The 15,331-nt window shown below is 49.7% G+C and carries 16 protein-coding genes; 11 read left to right on the top strand and 5 right to left on the bottom strand.

Features of this window, described 5'->3' with window-relative positions; genetic code table 11:
• Positions 1-50 precede the first annotated feature (50 nt).
• The 3 genes from G9C99_RS12860 to G9C99_RS12850 form a co-directional block, all read right to left on the bottom strand.
• Positions 51-1,316, bottom strand: coding sequence for a flagellin N-terminal helical domain-containing protein (locus G9C99_RS12860; protein WP_166417915.1), 1,266 nt, complete (start codon positions 1,314-1,316; stop codon positions 51-53).
• A gap of 212 nt (positions 1,317-1,528) precedes the next feature.
• Positions 1,529-1,885, bottom strand: coding sequence for a hypothetical protein (locus G9C99_RS12855; RefSeq protein ID WP_166417914.1), 357 nt, complete (start codon positions 1,883-1,885; stop codon positions 1,529-1,531).
• On the bottom strand, positions 1,875-2,162 hold the full coding sequence (locus G9C99_RS12850) for a rod-binding protein (RefSeq protein WP_166417913.1): 288 nt from the start codon (positions 2,160-2,162) through the stop codon (positions 1,875-1,877). Before G9C99_RS12850 ends, G9C99_RS12855 begins: the two co-directional genes overlap by 11 nt.
• Before the next feature lie 394 nt (positions 2,163-2,556).
• Here G9C99_RS12850 and G9C99_RS12845 point away from each other — a divergent pair, with 394 nt between their 5' ends.
• The 3 genes from G9C99_RS12845 (at position 2,557) to G9C99_RS12835 (ending at position 5,775) form a co-directional block, all read left to right on the top strand.
• A complete protein-coding gene (locus G9C99_RS12845) occupies positions 2,557-4,146 on the top strand; it encodes a flagellar hook-length control protein FliK (protein WP_166417912.1) in 1,590 nt (529 codons plus the stop codon).
• Between the two features lie 12 nt (positions 4,147-4,158).
• Positions 4,159-4,824 (top strand): flagellar hook capping FlgD N-terminal domain-containing protein, encoded by a 666-nt coding sequence (locus G9C99_RS12840; RefSeq protein ID WP_166417911.1) that lies wholly within the window; start codon positions 4,159-4,161, stop codon positions 4,822-4,824.
• A gap of 87 nt (positions 4,825-4,911) precedes the next feature.
• A complete protein-coding gene (locus G9C99_RS12835) occupies positions 4,912-5,775 on the top strand; it encodes a phosphotransferase (protein ID WP_166417910.1) in 864 nt (287 codons plus the stop codon).
• Here the strand turns inward: G9C99_RS12835 and ubiB are convergent.
• Entirely contained in the window at positions 5,761-7,284 is a 1,524-nt protein-coding gene (ubiB, locus tag G9C99_RS12830; protein WP_166417909.1) for a 2-polyprenylphenol 6-hydroxylase, read from the bottom strand. The genes G9C99_RS12835 and ubiB overlap by 15 nt on opposite strands.
• Positions 7,285-8,028, bottom strand: coding sequence for a bifunctional demethylmenaquinone methyltransferase/2-methoxy-6-polyprenyl-1,4-benzoquinol methylase UbiE (ubiE, locus tag G9C99_RS12825; protein WP_166417908.1), 744 nt, complete (start codon positions 8,026-8,028; stop codon positions 7,285-7,287).
• 85 nt (positions 8,029-8,113) lie between these two features.
• Between ubiE and mutM the strand changes: the two genes are divergently transcribed.
• The 8 genes from mutM to G9C99_RS12785 all read left to right on the top strand — a co-directional run bounded on the left by mutM (position 8,114) and on the right by G9C99_RS12785 (position 15,263).
• On the top strand, positions 8,114-8,965 hold the full coding sequence (gene mutM / locus G9C99_RS12820; RefSeq protein WP_166417907.1) for a bifunctional DNA-formamidopyrimidine glycosylase/DNA-(apurinic or apyrimidinic site) lyase: 852 nt from the start codon (positions 8,114-8,116) through the stop codon (positions 8,963-8,965).
• 64 nt (positions 8,966-9,029) lie between these two features.
• Positions 9,030-9,806, top strand: a complete 777-nt coding sequence (locus G9C99_RS12815; protein ID WP_166417906.1) for an enoyl-CoA hydratase — start codon at positions 9,030-9,032, stop codon at positions 9,804-9,806.
• A 97-nt stretch (positions 9,807-9,903) separates the two neighbouring features.
• On the top strand, positions 9,904-10,167 hold the full coding sequence (rpsT, locus tag G9C99_RS12810; RefSeq protein ID WP_166417905.1) for a 30S ribosomal protein S20: 264 nt from the start codon (positions 9,904-9,906) through the stop codon (positions 10,165-10,167).
• A gap of 214 nt (positions 10,168-10,381) precedes the next feature.
• Complete coding sequence (locus G9C99_RS12805; RefSeq protein WP_166417904.1) at positions 10,382-10,834, top strand: rhodanese-like domain-containing protein; 453 nt, start codon at positions 10,382-10,384, stop codon at positions 10,832-10,834.
• Positions 10,835-10,862: 28 nt separating this feature from the next.
• Positions 10,863-12,236, top strand: a complete 1,374-nt coding sequence (gene dnaA, locus G9C99_RS12800) for a chromosomal replication initiator protein DnaA (protein ID WP_166417903.1) — start codon at positions 10,863-10,865, stop codon at positions 12,234-12,236.
• A 126-nt stretch (positions 12,237-12,362) separates the two neighbouring features.
• Complete coding sequence (gene dnaN / locus G9C99_RS12795; protein WP_166417902.1) at positions 12,363-13,481, top strand: DNA polymerase III subunit beta; 1,119 nt, start codon at positions 12,363-12,365, stop codon at positions 13,479-13,481.
• A gap of 55 nt (positions 13,482-13,536) precedes the next feature.
• Positions 13,537-14,646, top strand: a complete 1,110-nt coding sequence (gene recF, locus G9C99_RS12790; protein WP_166417901.1) for a DNA replication/repair protein RecF — start codon at positions 13,537-13,539, stop codon at positions 14,644-14,646.
• On the top strand, positions 14,643-15,263 hold the full coding sequence (locus G9C99_RS12785; protein WP_166417900.1) for a LysE family translocator: 621 nt from the start codon (positions 14,643-14,645) through the stop codon (positions 15,261-15,263). Before recF ends, G9C99_RS12785 begins: the two co-directional genes overlap by 4 nt.
• Positions 15,264-15,331 lie beyond the last annotated feature (68 nt).

The following is a 15,331-nucleotide window of genomic DNA, read 5'->3' as shown; positions in this document are numbered from 1 at the left end:
CAGCGTGAGGGAGGATGGAGGCGCGATAAAGCGCCCCCAAAAGCTTTTCCTTAACGGAAGAGAGACATGATGGATTGCGGTGCTTGGTTCGCAATCGACAGCGCCTGAATACCAAGCTGCTGCTGTGTTTGCAGCGCTTGAAGGCGCGCGGATGCTTCTTCCATGTTCGCATCAACCATTGCGCCAATTCCAGACTTCAGTGAATCAGTCAGATTGGAGACAAAGGTAGATTGCGTTTCAATGCGACCTTGAACAGAACCAAAGGATGCCGCAGCATCAATGGACGTTTGGATCATATTTTCAATTGATCCTAGCGCAGTCGCCGCATTCGAGCCATTGGAAACGTCAAGAGATGATAGCCCACCTAATCCTCCAGTGCCTCGTGTAGCAGTAAATGACATTGAAACAGCCGCATTTGTTTCGTTCGTAACGGCCAATTGACCAGCTGTGCTGAGATCCAGAGTGAAATCTGTATCACTTAGGCCATTGCCTTGAAACGCGTTTTTCAACCCAGACACCAAAGATTCTTCGGTGTCACCCTCTTTTACAGTGTATTGGGCTTCCACAGAACCGATGGTAAATGACAGGGTATCGCCTGCCAAAAGGCCAGTTGTCGTAGCAGCAACCGCTGCCGCATCATCCGACGCAAGAGCAGCCCCGCCACCTTGAAACGAGAAGGTGTCGAGCGTTACAGTTTCAGTACCACTACCATTCTCGTCAATAGTGGCAGGTGCTGCCCCCCCTCCGATGGATGCAGCTGCAGTAGTCAGTGCAGCTCCGGCGGTGAGAGAGAGATTCTGTGCATCAACGCCAATTGAGCTCGAGGACACAGAACCATCTGCAGCTCGGTCGAGTGAAGACAAAACATTGATACCCGTTTGGCCGTTTGTATTGGTACCTGAGGCAGAACCATCGACAAGGTTGAGGCCATTAAATTGGGCCGCGCCAACAACAGACCCAATTTGCCCAACCAACGCGTCAATGTCAGATTGGATTTTCGTCCGATCCACATTGTCCTCTTGTGCGGCGACGATTTTACCTTTGATGTCAGTCAAAAGGTCCGTCACAGTTTCAGAAGCTTGACGTGCGACAGAAACCGTTGATTCACCAAGTGCAAGACTGTCGGAAATCCCTTTAAAACCTTTCACGTCAGACTCCATCACTTTCGAGATCGCCCAAACCGCTGAGTTGTCTTTTGCAGACGCCACAGATTTACCGGTTGAGATTTCTTTCTGTGTGTCGAGAAGACCAGAGTTGATCGACTTCAGAGTTTGCAGCGCAACCATCGCGCCATTGTTTGTCAGAATACTAGACATTGTTTTTCCTTACTATGTCAGCGCTTTTGCGCCGCGTTACCTGTCCCGCATCAAGGCGGGGTTGTTGGCATTCTAACCAATACGCGTTGCGATTATCCGGTTCGCGTATAACCCCGTTTTGAGGTCTGACTTCATGTTTGGGGGCAAAAAACTAAGAGATCCCTAAGCTGCAAAATTCCAATAATTAGAATTTGAAATAAAAGCGGCGGACCCTAAGCCCGCCGTTCAAATGTTCTGCCTGTGGCGTTTCCTAAAGAAGAGGATTGGCCGCTTTTATCATAGGTTTTTAGCTGACTCGGACCCTGTCGCAGGATTTCGATTCGCTTTAGGACCTGTTGAATTGCCCCTGATGCGATCTGCAATAATTCAGCATTGCGGGCTGCATTTTCTCTGAGTCGCTCCATCGATTGGCCACTGATCGGGGAATCGCGCAGACGTGCTGCTATCTTTTCTTTTTCTTCGGCCAAATGCACCAGATTCGAAAAATCGCCCATCGTGATGGCCGCTCGTTCTTCGCTCAACAACGACTCGAGCTTCTGCTCGACCGGTTTTTTACTCTCAAACATCATTTGCGCGCTCCTTTAGGGATTGAAAAATACTCTCGGCTAATCCGATGCCCCCGGATGCAACCATTGATCGGGCTTGTTCTAGACGCATGAATGAGCCGAACTGCTCTTCTCCGACGCCGCCACCGAAACTTTCAGATGGCTTGCCGACTCCAGCGGATTTCAACATCTCCGCTAAAAAGTTTGTTTCCAATTCATCGGCAGCCCGTCGCAAAAGTACATCTTGCGACTCACGTGCGGGAATCGGCTGACCGTTGGGAATCAAAGGGGAAACTGACATTTAGATTTCCTTCTAATTGAAGATACTTTCCTCTGTGATGCCGTAGTTTGGTAAATATCCAGTAACCAATTTCCTGCCATAACAAGCTCGAACGGAAGAAATCCGGTGAGACATGGAAAACATATTCGACACAAAAACCGCCTCTCTATCTAGCGTGGTTCCCCTTACAAAGAATGCGCCTGACGCACATGCACACGATCAATCGGGAAAGTTTGCCTTCCTGTTTTTTCAGAATGACTCCCAAAAGAATCATCCCGAAGAAGATTCGGCTGAATTGGGCCCTGACGCTTCAATCGCTTTACAACAGAATGCCGATACCCCTGCCAGACATACTGACAGAGCAGCGCAGTCTGACGACACAAAAAAGTCAAACGAAACAGGGACACAGGTCCCAATGGATGATACGCGCGCCGATCTTGATTTGGCTGAGCCTCGTGTATCGGAAGAGCACGCACCAGACACCGAACAACAGAAAAGCAACGCGATTGCCCCGGCCCAAGCCCGTTTTGAGGCAGCGATATCTCAATCCAATTCAACTGGTGATTCTACCGACAACAGACATCATACCCAGCCTTCGGAACATACGGAGCCGAATCCATCCCAATTGACAGAGCAACGGCCACAACATAAATCGCCCGACCAAGTCAATTTTGAACAATCGACTACCGCAAGCGGAACCGTAAACTCTGTTACGGCAAAGGGATCACATCATGTCACCGCTGAGCCTACTCAAGCGGATCGTTCACTCAACAGTGTCACCTACATACCCCCACAGAACAACAAAGCCTATAATCCCGTTTCGACATCACGTGATGGGCAGCCTATCGACTCCGCATCTACACCAGAAATCGACAACGCGAATCAACCTGGCAACAAAACAGCTACAACAATTTCCGCAGCAGCGGCTGGCACTGCAGATTCCTCACACCAACCGATCCCTCCCCGATATTTTCAATCTGCTCTGTCCAGTTCGGCAAAAATTGCAAACACTACGAATACGGCAGCGCAGGATACTGCACCTAAGTTCAATTTCAAAAACTCAACACCCGAAATCGTACGCGCCACAGTAACAGCTAGCCCGACCGATACGCCGAACCAACTACAGACAATTCCGATGCCTGAACCGCGGGGCGTAGAGCAGACGAAAGCAGCAATAAATGTTAAGTCCACACGCGTAGCCTCAGCATCTCAACCTGAAAACACCACACCAAGCATTCCTGTAGAGCCCCGCCCAACAACGGCCCTAACAGGATCTCCTCAACATGACCGAAAATTCATCGACTCTCCCGATCCTTCGACACCTCAATCGCCAGCAAAAGATATGACTGCAACAACATCAACGGTCGATCATGAGCCAACATTCTCCGCTCTAAACACCAACAGCGTGGCTTCTCCAACGTCCCCGTCACAAAATGGGCAAATGCCTCACGAACAACAATCTGTGAGCAAAACGCCGGGGCTTCTTTCAGTTGGAGACATTGAAAAATCTGACTCTCACTACGTGGAGCGTTCAGAAGGTCTCCTATCTTCAGATCCCGGAAATGTGTCACAAGCACGTAGCGCTACATCAAATGCTTTTACTGCGCCGGAAACACCAAAACACATAGCGCAACAGTTGTCGGGATTGGCACCTCTGGTCCAAGGGCGCCCAGTTGAACTTGCATTATCGCCGGACGAGCTTGGTAAAGTGCAGTTGACTCTCAATATTCACGAAGGAAACGTCAGCGTTAGTATTGTTGCGGAACGTACCGAAACAATCGATCTCATGCGTCGTCATGCAGATTTGCTGGAAAAAGAATTTCGTGAGCTTGGGTATGACAATATTGATTTTCATTTTGGACAACAAACCGATCAGAATGAAGGGTCAGACAAGCACTCCACAAATGACGGCTCCGCTCAGGATATCGAATCGACAAATAATCAAGACAACGAGCCGACACGTATTCTTTTGGATGCGCAAGGTGGCGTTGATCTAAGATTTTAAGAGGAACACACCATGGAAGTAAACTCATCCCAATCTGCGCAACAAACACAATCTGCGTCGACATCGGCATCCGCCGCTATTACCTCTGATTTTGATACTTTCCTAAAAATGATGACAGCCCAGATTCAGAATCAGGACCCTCTCAGCCCAATGAGTTCGGAAGAATTTGCGGTCCAACTCGCGACATTTTCAGGTGTCGAACAACAAGTACGCACAAACGACTTACTTGTCGGTCTTGGCGCACAAATGGGTATTCAAAATATGGCTCAAATGGCAAGTTGGGTTGGCATGGAAGCCCGAGTCGCAGCGCCAGCGCACTTTGATGGGCAACCCATTACAATTTCCCCAAACCCAGCCGCGCAGTCCAATAGCGCTGTTCTGGTGGTGACTGATAGTGATGGTGAGGAAGTGCAGCGTATTGATATTCCTGCGACAGCCGAGCCTGTCGAATGGGCCGGTGTGCATGAAGATGGAACACCCTTTGAAACAGGCACTTACAGCTTTGCAGTCGAAAGTTACCAAGATGGCACGATAATGACGACAACAACCGCAGAAATTTATGCGGAAATAACCGAAGTCAGCGGTGGCGGTGTTGGAGGGGCTACTCTTATCCTCGACAGTGGCGTTCGAATTTCAACTGACAACGTGACTGCACTACGGCAAGGAAACTCTTCCTAAGAGATCACATCTTGCTATCTGCTGTTCCTCAACTTAGCGTGCCTCGCATCAAATGAGGCACGGATAGGCAAATTGGAACAGCTGCAAATGGCGGACAAAATCCCTTCCAAAGTGTTGCGTGACCTCATCGACAACGCCGGCCTCGATTTGGCGAACGCCGTATGGTCACCAATGACCGGCGGTCGTACGAATAGCCTTTGGAAACTGGAAACGCAGCGCAAATGTGTTGTTGCCAAACTGTTTAATGATCAAGCTGTGACACCACTTTTTCCAAACGATGGGTTTGCGGAAATTACTGCTTTAAAAGCATTGAAACAGTTAGGCATCGCACCAGATTTGATCGCTCATTTTCAAACGTCTCATGGTATTTGCATCCTCTACCGTCATATCGAAGGCCCGACATGGTCTGACGATGTGGTTGGTGTTGCAAATCTTCTTGCGCGACTGCACAGCCTAGATATTCACGCACCGATGCGAGTCGTTGAATCCGGCTCGGAAGCATTGAGAAAACAGACGGAGGCAGTCCTAAACGACTGCCAAACAAAAGAGGCAGAAAAGCTTAGGGCTTTGATGCCAACATCCTGTGTTTCCCCTATGTCCCGTCTGCACCTCATACACGGTGATGTCGTTTCAACCAACCTGATCAGCGCTCCATCTGGATTGCGACTTATTGATTGGCAATGTCCCGGAGTTGGTGATCCTTGCGAAGATATTGCCGTCTTTTTGTCACCAGCGATGCAAACGCTGTACGGAAATATCCCTCTTAACCAGACACAGATCACAGAATTTTTAGCGGCCTATGACCAACCTGAGATAACTGACCGCTACGAAAAGCTCCGGCCTTGGTTTCATTGGCGCATGGCGGCCTATTGTCTCTGGAAAGCTGCGCGAGGTGCCACAGATTACGCCAATGCCACCGCACTTGAAGTCGAACAATTAAGCCGCAATTAACCAAAAAGCTACAGCACCCAGAGATGCGCCAATCCCAAGCCATACCGCTGCAAACAAAATGGGTTTGCGAGACTCTACAGTCTCCGACTGAGTTTGGCGGACCAGTGCCGTCTCTGCCAGCTGGGGCAATTGCGGGCCAAAACGCGACAAGACACGTGCGGTCCGCAGCAAATCAAGGGCGAAAGCCTTTGGGCCGATGCTTTTAGCAATATAATCTTCGACAATCGGCCGGGCAACTTCCCAAATATTAATGTCAGAGTTGAGCGACCGCGCCACGCCTTCCACAACGACCATGGTCCGCTGCAATAGAATAAGCTCGGTGCGGGTTTCCATTCCAAAACGCTCGGTCACTTCGAACAGATAGCTTAGCAAATTCCCCATGGAAATATTGCTCGCATTTTGGCCAAAAATGGGTTCGCCAACCGCCCGCAACGCACGCGCAAATTCATCAACATCTTGGTCAGCAGGCACATAGCCCGCCTCAAAATGCACTTCGGCAACGCGGCGATAATCCCGTTTAATGAAGCCAAACAAAATCTCTGCATATACACGCCGCGTGTATTCGTCGATTTGGCCCATAATTCCAAAATCATATGCAATCAAATCGCCATTCGCTGCGACTTTCAGATTCCCTTGATGCATATCAGCGTGAAAAAAGCCGTCACGCAACGCATGGCTTAAAAACAGCTGTAAGACCCGATCGCCCAAAGCGCGGCGATTGTGCCCTGCTTTGTCAATCGCGTCATTGTCACCAAGAGGTACACCTTCGACCCAATCCATCGTCATAACCCGTCGGTCGGACAGGTTCCATAAAATGGCAGGTAAGGAAAACCCAGAATCTCCGCCGGTATTGGCTGCAAACTCTGACGCCGATGCACTTTCTAGTCGCAGATCGAGCTCCCCCAACACGACCCCTTCGAAGTGTTCGATGACCTCGCGTGGACGCAAGCGACGCGCCGAAGGCAGAAATTCAATCATTGATGCCGCAAAGTAGAAAGCATCAATATCTTTCCTAAACGCTTTCTCAATTCCAGGCCGTAAAATCTTTACCGCAACTTCCTGACCGGTTTCAGCGACCCGCGCACGGTGAACTTGTGCAATTGACGCCGCAGCGATGGAATCGCTGAATTCACTAAACAACTCTTCGACGGGAGCGCCTAAAGAATCTTCAACGCTAGCCTTAGCAATACGCAAAGGTGATGCTGGTAGTTTGTCTTGTAACACGGTTAAAGCCCGCGCCATTTCATCCCCAACGACATCCGGCCGCGTTGATAATATCTGCCCAAACTTAATATATGCAGGCCCAAGTGCAGTCAGTGCGCGTGTCGCCGGGGGCATCGCAGGATCGCCCTTTAACCCCAGCCATTTAAACGGCCACCCCAAAACACGTGCCAAAACCCGGAGGGCCGGCGGTGCATCCATTGCTTCAAGAATAATTGGCATGGCGCCCGTGCGTTCAAACGTGGCACCCGTACGAATAAGCCGCCATATATTATGAGGCCCCCGCATTTATACTTTCCACCCAGAATGTAATGCTGCAATTCCCATAGATAAGTTGCGGTATTTAACGTTCGCAAACCCCGCCTCACCGATCATGTTCACAAATGTATCTTGGTCCGGAAACTTCCGAATAGATTCAACGAGGTACTGGTAACTCTCTGCATCGTCAGCGATGAGTTTTCCTAACTTCGGGATGACATTGAAAGAATATAGGTCATACGCTTTTTGCATCATGTCATTGGGAATTTGGCTAAACTCAAGAACCATCAGCCGACCACCCGGGCGCAACACGCGGTGCGCTTCTTTTAGTGCATCAGGAATACGAGTCACATTCCTAATACCAAAAGAAATTGTGTAAACGTCGAATGTGTTATCTTTAAACGGAAGCGCCATCGCATCCCCGACGACCCAATTCAAACTGTCAGCCTGCTGAACCGCCTCAGACCGTTGGCTACCTTCCACCAACATCGATTCAGTCATATCGCAAACTGTCGCGTGTGCCTGCCCTGCCCGTTTCAGAAACCGAAAAGAAATATCCCCGGTACCACCAGCAACATCCAACAGTTTTTGGCCAGCACGCGGTGCAAGCCAATCCATCATTGCGTCTTTCCAAATACGGTGAATGCCCAGCGACATGGCGTCATTCATTACGTCGTATTTTGAGGCCACATTCGTAAAAACCCCGTGGACCATGCCAGCCTTTTCAGCTTCGTTCACGGTTTGAAAGCCAAAATGGGTTGTTTTATCGTTCATGGGTCTTGCCGTCCTTAACTGTGGCCTCTTTTATAAAGCGCTCATATGCCGATACAATGTGCGCTAAGTGAAAGGAAGGGGTCCCGTGCCCGAATTACCAGAAGTAGAGACGGTTCGCCGCGGTTTGTTGCCAGCAATGGACGGCAAGTTCATTAAATCCGCTGATGTTCGCCGGCCTGATCTAAGGTGGCCATTTCCCGAAAACATGGCAAATCGATTGTCTGGGAAAAAAGTTGAGGGACTGCGTCGTCGGTCGAAATACATTCTTGTTGATCTTTCGTCTGGCGAAACACTGATTATTCATTTGGGGATGTCAGGGAGAATGCTAATTTCCGGACAACACTCTACTCATATGTACCATGAGCACCCCGCCCCCCAAAAGCATGACCACGTCATACTCGATATGGAAGACGGAACCCGCGTCACATTCAACGATGCCCGCCGATTTGGCGCAATGGATCTACATGTTACGAATACCTTAGAAAACCATAAACTCATTTCAGTTTTAGGCCCCGAACCTTTGGGAAACGCCTTTCATGCTGAATACCTTTCCGAGCGGCTGAAAAATAAGAAAAGCCCGATAAAAACCGCCTTACTAGATCAGGGAATCGTTTCTGGGTTGGGCAATATTTATGTTTGTGAGGTTCTACATCGTGTCGGAATTTCACCTCTGACCTCTGCAAACGCACTTTCGACGCAACGTATTGCATCCCTCGTACCCGCCATTCGAGATGTGCTTTCTGAAGCGATTGATGCTGGCGGATCTTCGCTAAAAGATTTCCGCCAAGCAGACGGTGATCTAGGTTATTTTCAACACAATTTTCGCGTTTACGGGCGAGAAGGCTTACCCTGCGTCACGCAAGAGTGTGAGGGTAAAATTCAACGAATCGTTCAGTCTGGACGGTCATCATTTTACTGTTTGCAATGTCAAAGATAACTTGATCCTCTTGGCAAGAGTGCTAATGACTCATCCCTGAACCGAAATAACAGATGGCAGACACATGGCCTATGAGACGCTGATTGTCGAAGTTGAAGACCACGTCAAACTAATTAAGCTCAATCGCCCAGACGCATTGAACGCCTTAAACACCCAACTTTTGGGTGAACTGGCAGATGCACTCAAGGCGGCTGAGGAAAACGACAAAGTTCGATGCGTCGTGATCACGGGCTCTGAAAAGGCGTTCGCCGCAGGCGCTGATATCAAAGAGATGTCCGAAAAAACATTTGTAGATGTTTTCACAGGCGATCTGTTTGGTGGGGAAACTGAACAAATTCTCAAGTCACGCAAGCCTATCATTGCCGCCGTTTCGGGCTATGCTCTGGGTGGCGGTTGTGAATTGGCAATGATGTGTGATTTTATCATTGCTGCAGATAATGCCAAATTTGGCCAACCCGAAATCAATCTCGGTGTTGTTGCCGGAATAGGCGGCACTCAACGTTTAACGCGCGCAGTCGGAAAATCCAAAGCAATGGATATGAACCTGACTGGTCGCTTCATGGATGCTGAAGAAGCAGAACGTTCCGGCTTAGTGAGTCGCGTTGTTCCAGCAAAAAAATTGCTCGAAGAAGCGCTTCAAGCAGCAAATAAGATCGCTGAAAAGTCAATGTTAGCGACTATGGTCGTAAAAGAAGCGGTAAATCGCAGTTTTGAGATGACACTGCGCGAAGGTCTGCTATATGAGCGCAGAGCTTTTCATTCGCTTTTTGCGACGGAAGATCAGAAAGAGGGTATGGCCGCGTTCCTTGAGAAGCGTGAAGCCCAATTTCGCGATAAATAAACGGGAATTCTTCGAATATCCGTTGACATGAACCCGAGTCGGTCTTATTAGCCCGACTTCAGATTTACAAGAACCCTAAGCAGCGGGACGTCCGAACATGGCAAATTCGCCTCAGGCAAAAAAACGCGCGCGTCAGAACGAACGCCGCTATGCAGTTAACAAAGCGCGTCGTTCGCGCATTCGTACTTTCCTTCGGAAAGTAGAAGAAGCTATCGAAACTGGCGATCAGTCAGTTGCGTCAGCAGCGCTTCGCGAAGCACAACCAGAGTTGATGCGCGGCGTAACTAAAGGTGTTCTTCACAAGAACACTGTTGCACGCAAAATGTCTCGCCTTTCTGCTCGCGTTAACGCGATCGGCTAAGCGTCGTTTCGACATTACAAAAATTCTTACGGCGTGACCTCTTGGTCACGCCGTTTTTCGTTCTGATGTGTCATATTTTGATTCAATTGGGAAAAATCCAGCTTCTCGGGATTCTTTTTGCGAAAGCCTGAGTCAACAGAGAAGTTCTGTTGCGCGACAGCCAATCCAATTGCTAGCTTGTGGATGCGATTCACGTCTACTTGGGGGAAATAAGATGAGCACGGACAATCATGTCCGGCGCGTTACTGAGGTGTCACCAGATGATACCTGGACCGCGCTGGAAACGGATGTTACAGCCGTTCTTATCGATGTCAGGACCAAAGCCGAATGGAGCTTTGTTGGAATTCCTGACTTGAGCGACCTAGGCCGTTCCACACTCTTTATTGAGTGGGCCGAATTTCCAACGATGACGCCTAACGCACAGTTTGTTGACACAGTTTTGGATGCCGTGGGCGACACGCCCCCAGCGAAGATTTTCTTTTTGTGTCGATCTGGTGTGCGCTCTCTTTATGCGGCTGATGCCGTCTCAGATGCCTTTGCCGCTCGCGGGGAATCTGTTGAATGCATCAATGTTGCTGAGGGATTTGAAGGTGACCTGAATGCAGAAAAACACCGGGGCCAGCAAAACGGCTGGAAATCCCGGGGGTTGGCATGGCGCCAATCTTAATAATGAAAAAATGTGACGGGTCAAAAACATGACAGAAGACACCTGGCAGCGCGTACGGAACGAGTTGCAACAGACAGTTGGAAAACACAACTTTACGAATTGGATTGCGCCGCTTGAATTCGTAGAACTCGCGGATGGTGTGGCATCTTTTCAAGTTCCAACGAGCTTCATCGGGAATTGGGTTTCGCGGAATTTTGGTGAACAAATTCAACAAATGTTGCGCCACTCTGGATCTGATGTGCATCGTGTTGAATTCTCTGTTCAAAAGAAACGCCCGACTGCAAAAAGCACTGAAGCTTCGGTAGACGATACTGCGCAGCCAAATGTAGCCCCGTCGCCATCAACCAAGCCTGTGACGGACCTTCCTGGCGCGCCGCTCGATTCTCGTTTCACATTCGAAAATTTCGTTGTCGGCAAGCCAAACGAACTCGCTCATGCAGCTGCGCGCCGCGTTGCTGAAGGCGGCCCAGTGTCCTTTAACCCGCTTTTTTTGTACGGTGGAGTTGGCTTAGGTAAAACCCACCTCATGCACGCAATCGCACATGAGTTACAAACCAACCGCCCAGACTTAAACGTGGTTTATCTGTCCGCTGAACAATTCATGTACCGTTTTGTTCAAGCATTGCGTGACAAAAAAATGATGGATTTCAAAGAACTGTTCAGATCTGTCGATATCCTGATGGTTGATGATGTCCAGTTCATCGCTGGGAAAGGATCTACTCAAGAAGAGTTTTTCCATACCTTCAATGCCCTTGTTGACCAAAACAAACAGATCATCATCTCTGCAGATCGTGCACCTGGCGAAATTAAAGATCTGGAAGAACGGATCAAATCGCGCCTGCAATGCGGTTTAGTCGTAGATCTCCACCCTACCGATTACGAACTCCGGTTGGGAATTCTGCAACAAAAGGTCGAGCAGTACAAAAAACAGGACAGCAGTCTGTCTTTGGTACCGGGTGTTCTCGAGTTTCTAGCTCATCGCATTTCAACAAACGTTCGCGTGCTAGAAGGCGCACTGACACGGCTGTTTGCTTTTGCTTCACTTGTTGGTCGTGAAATTACGCTTGAGCTGGCACAAGATTGCCTCGCGGATATTCTTCGTTCCTCAGATCGCAAAATCACGATTGAAGAAATTCAGCGTAAGGTCTCTGAGCATTACAACATCCGTCTTTCAGAAATGATTGGCCCGCGCCGGGTTCGCACCATTGCACGCCCGCGGCAGGTTGCCATGTATCTAGCCAAACAACTGACATCGCGCAGCCTACCTGAGATCGGCCGGCGTTTTGGCGGACGCGACCATACAACCGTCATGCACGGCGTAAAAAAAATTGAAGAACTCCGTAGTACAAACAACCAGATGGATGAAGATCTGGAACTGTTGCGCCGCAGCCTAGAAGCCTAAGCAATTACAATATTGGGACGTCAGCCCTTGACGCCCCGACTAAAGCATCAGACATTCTAAAAAAGACTTGTGACGGGTGGTGAATGGGGTACATTTACTGCCCGGAATACCTTCAGGAGCGTGGGAATGAAAATTAGCATCGAGCGCAGCGCGCTTCTCAAAGCAGTGTCGCAGGCACAATCTGTTGTCGAACGCCGCAACACCATTCCGATCCTTGCAAATGTATTGATCGAGGCCGAGGGTGAAACCGTTAGCTTTCGCGCGACAGATCTTGATATTGAGGTCGTAGACAAAGCAGTTGCTCAGGTAGAGCGCGCAGGCGCGACAACCGTGTCAGCCGTTACACTGCACGAAATTGTGCGCAAACTGCCTGATGGCGCGCTGGTCACATTGACTGATGACAGCGCAACTGGCCGTTTGACCGTAGCCGCGGGGCGTTCAAACTTCTCTTTGGCTACGTTGCCACGGGAAGATTTCCCAATCATGGCAAATGCCGAATATACGTCAAACTTCAGCGCGAAAGCTGCCGAATTGCGTCGTTTGTTCGACAAATCAAAATTCGCGATCTCGACGGAAGAGACACGTTATTACCTCAACGGTGTTTATATGCACATCGCTGACAGCGAAGAAGGCCGCGTGTTGCGCTGTGTTGCGACAGACGGTCACCGCTTGGCGCGTATTGATTCTGAAATGCCCGCAGATGCTGCTGATATGCCGGGCGTTATTGTTCCCCGTAAAACGGTAGGCGAATTACGCAAACTGTTGGACGATGACGATATGCAAATTGCCGTTTCCGTCTCTGAAACCAAAGTGCGCTTTGCGACGCCGGCAATCACCCTGACCTCTAAGGTCATTGACGGCACATTCCCAGATTACACACGCGTCATCCCGCAGGGTAACACCCGCAAGCTAGAGGTCGATGCTGCGGAATTTGCGAAAGCAGTCGATCGCGTTGCGACTGTTTCATCGGAGCGTTCGCGCGCGGTTAAATTGGCATTGGATGAGGATCGCCTTATTCTTTCTGTCAATGCCCCGGACAGTGGCGCAGCTGAGGAAGAGTTGGCAGTTGCTTATGGCGATGAGCGTTTAGAAATTGGCTTTAACGCGAAATACTTGCTTGAAATCGCGAACCAAGTTGATCGCGAAAACGCGGTATTTATGTTCAATTCCTCGGGTGATCCGACTTTGATGCGCGAAGGTGACGATACCTCAGCCGTCTATGTTGTCATGCCAATGCGCGTGTGACGCACAGAACGTTGCCAGACGTGGCGTGGTATGCACGGTACAGAAAATCAGTGTAATGCCAGATTTGTCCGTCCAATCCCTGACATTGTCCCATTTTCGGTCGCATAAAGTTTTGCGGCTGAAAGTGGATGCGCGTCCCGTCGCCATTTTTGGTGAAAACGGTGCCGGCAAAACAAATATCCTAGAAGCACTATCTTTACTTTCACCAGGGCGTGGGTTGCGGCGTGCCACAGCCGAGGAGATCATGCGGCGACCTGAACAGCTTGGCTGGAAGGTCCACGCGAACCTCAACAGCCTAGGGCAATCTGAAACCATCGATACATGGGCAGAACCGGGCCACACGCGGCAAGTCCGCATTAACGAAAAAAGCGCAACTCAGGTAACCTTGGGCAGGATTGTACGCGTTCTGTGGCTCGTGCCATCGATGGATCGCCTTTGGATAGAAGGTGCCGAGGGGCGCAGAAGATTCCTAGACCGCATGACACTGTCATTTGAACCCGGTCATGCTGACGCCACCCTGACCTATGAAAAGGCGATGCGCGAGCGTAACCGACTTCTGAAAGACCAAGTACGTGATCCGCATTGGTATCGGGCTTTGGAACAAAAAATGGCCGAGACCGGTGCTATCATCCAGCAAAACAGACAGGCTGCCATTGACGCATTAGGCCAAGCGCAAGAGCAATCTGAAACACTGTTCCCAGCCGCTACCCTTAGCCTGCAGCACGCAAACGATTTGCCAATACTAACCGATTCTGCGGAACTCCTTGCTGCACTCTCGGATAACCGCCCCCGGGATTTAGCAGCAGGCCGAACCCTTGTTGGACCACACCGTGTCGATCTGAATGCAATTTATGCCACCAAAAACATTGCCGCAAAAGAATGCTCAACCGGAGAACAAAAAGCGTTGCTTGTTTCCCTCATTCTCGCCAATGGGCGCGCATTAATCCAAAGTTTTGGCGCTGCCCCGCTTTTGTTACTTGATGAAGTGGCTGCCCATTTAGACGATAATCGCCGTGCCGCACTTTATAATGAAATCTGTGCACTTGGCGGGCAAGCTTGGATGACCGGAACTGAAAAGCGGCTTTTCGAAACGCTGGATGACCGCGCACAGTATATAAAAATTAGCGATCAAGGCGGTGAAAGCACAATGGAGATGCTACAATGACTCTCAGTTTTTATGATCTTCTATTGTATGCTGGGGCTGTTGCAGTACTTTTTTTAACCCCGGGTCCTGTCTGGGTCGCTATCGTAGCACGCGGCTTGTCTGGTGGATTTCAGGCGGCGTGGCCATTGGCACTTGGCGTTGTTGTGGGCGATGCTTTATGGCCGTTGCTGGCCATCTTAGGGGTAACATGGGTCGTTTCAGTTTTCGAAGGCTTTATGCTCGTGATGCGCTTTATCGCTGTCGGTGTATTTTTATGGATGGGGTACGTTCTCATCAAAAACGCAGACAAAGAAATCGCACAAAATTCAGCTCTGACAAAACCCGGAACTTGGGCTGGCTTTATAGCAGGCCTCACCGTTATCCTCGGAAATCCCAAAGCGATACTATTTTACATGGGCATGCTACCGGGCTTCTTTGATCTGACCAGCATTACGGCACCCGACATTGCCGCAATTGTGGCCGTTTCAATTCTTGTTCCGTTTATTGGCAACCTTGGTTTGGCGCTCTCACTCGATAAAATCCGGGATCTACTCCGCTCCCCCAGCGCGCTGCGACGCATGAATATAAGCGCTGGAATCCTCCTCATTTTTGTCGGGCTGATAATCCCATTCGTATAAGCAGAAAAATGCCGCCTATCGCGTGACATTGATACGGGATTCCGATATAAATTTCCGATAAATATCAG

The sequence above is a fragment of the Cochlodiniinecator piscidefendens genome (genome assembly GCF_011326755.1).
In the GTDB taxonomy this organism is placed as follows: domain Bacteria; phylum Pseudomonadota; class Alphaproteobacteria; order Rhodobacterales; family Rhodobacteraceae; genus Cochlodiniinecator; species Cochlodiniinecator piscidefendens.
Note: the sequence above shows the minus strand (reverse complement) of the source record. Positions and strands in the feature narration are given on the sequence as shown.

What these genes read in the sequence shown, in the direction of transcription:
- G9C99_RS12860 (WP_166417915.1), bottom strand. Translation starts at nt 1,316, where the DNA reads ATGTCTAGTATTCTGACAAACAATGGCGCGATGGTTGCGCTGCAAACT.
- G9C99_RS12855 (WP_166417914.1), bottom strand. Translation starts at nt 1,885, where the DNA reads ATGATGTTTGAGAGTAAAAAACCGGTCGAGCAGAAGCTCGAGTCGTTG.
- G9C99_RS12850 (WP_166417913.1), bottom strand. Translation starts at nt 2,162, where the DNA reads ATGTCAGTTTCCCCTTTGATTCCCAACGGTCAGCCGATTCCCGCACGT.
- G9C99_RS12845 (WP_166417912.1), top strand. Translation starts at nt 2,557, where the DNA reads ATGGATGATACGCGCGCCGATCTTGATTTGGCTGAGCCTCGTGTATCG.
- G9C99_RS12840 (WP_166417911.1), top strand. Translation starts at nt 4,159, where the DNA reads ATGGAAGTAAACTCATCCCAATCTGCGCAACAAACACAATCTGCGTCG.
- G9C99_RS12835 (WP_166417910.1), top strand. Translation starts at nt 4,912, where the DNA reads ATGGCGGACAAAATCCCTTCCAAAGTGTTGCGTGACCTCATCGACAAC.
- ubiB (WP_166417909.1), bottom strand. Translation starts at nt 7,284, where the DNA reads ATGCGGGGGCCTCATAATATATGGCGGCTTATTCGTACGGGTGCCACG.
- ubiE (WP_166417908.1), bottom strand. Translation starts at nt 8,028, where the DNA reads ATGAACGATAAAACAACCCATTTTGGCTTTCAAACCGTGAACGAAGCT.
- G9C99_RS12815 (WP_166417906.1), top strand. Translation starts at nt 9,030, where the DNA reads ATGGCCTATGAGACGCTGATTGTCGAAGTTGAAGACCACGTCAAACTA.
- rpsT (WP_166417905.1), top strand. Translation starts at nt 9,904, where the DNA reads ATGGCAAATTCGCCTCAGGCAAAAAAACGCGCGCGTCAGAACGAACGC.
- G9C99_RS12805 (WP_166417904.1), top strand. Translation starts at nt 10,382, where the DNA reads ATGAGCACGGACAATCATGTCCGGCGCGTTACTGAGGTGTCACCAGAT.
- dnaA (WP_166417903.1), top strand. Translation starts at nt 10,863, where the DNA reads ATGACAGAAGACACCTGGCAGCGCGTACGGAACGAGTTGCAACAGACA.
- dnaN (WP_166417902.1), top strand. Translation starts at nt 12,363, where the DNA reads ATGAAAATTAGCATCGAGCGCAGCGCGCTTCTCAAAGCAGTGTCGCAG.
- recF (WP_166417901.1), top strand. Translation starts at nt 13,537, where the DNA reads ATGCCAGATTTGTCCGTCCAATCCCTGACATTGTCCCATTTTCGGTCG.
- G9C99_RS12785 (WP_166417900.1), top strand. Translation starts at nt 14,643, where the DNA reads ATGACTCTCAGTTTTTATGATCTTCTATTGTATGCTGGGGCTGTTGCA.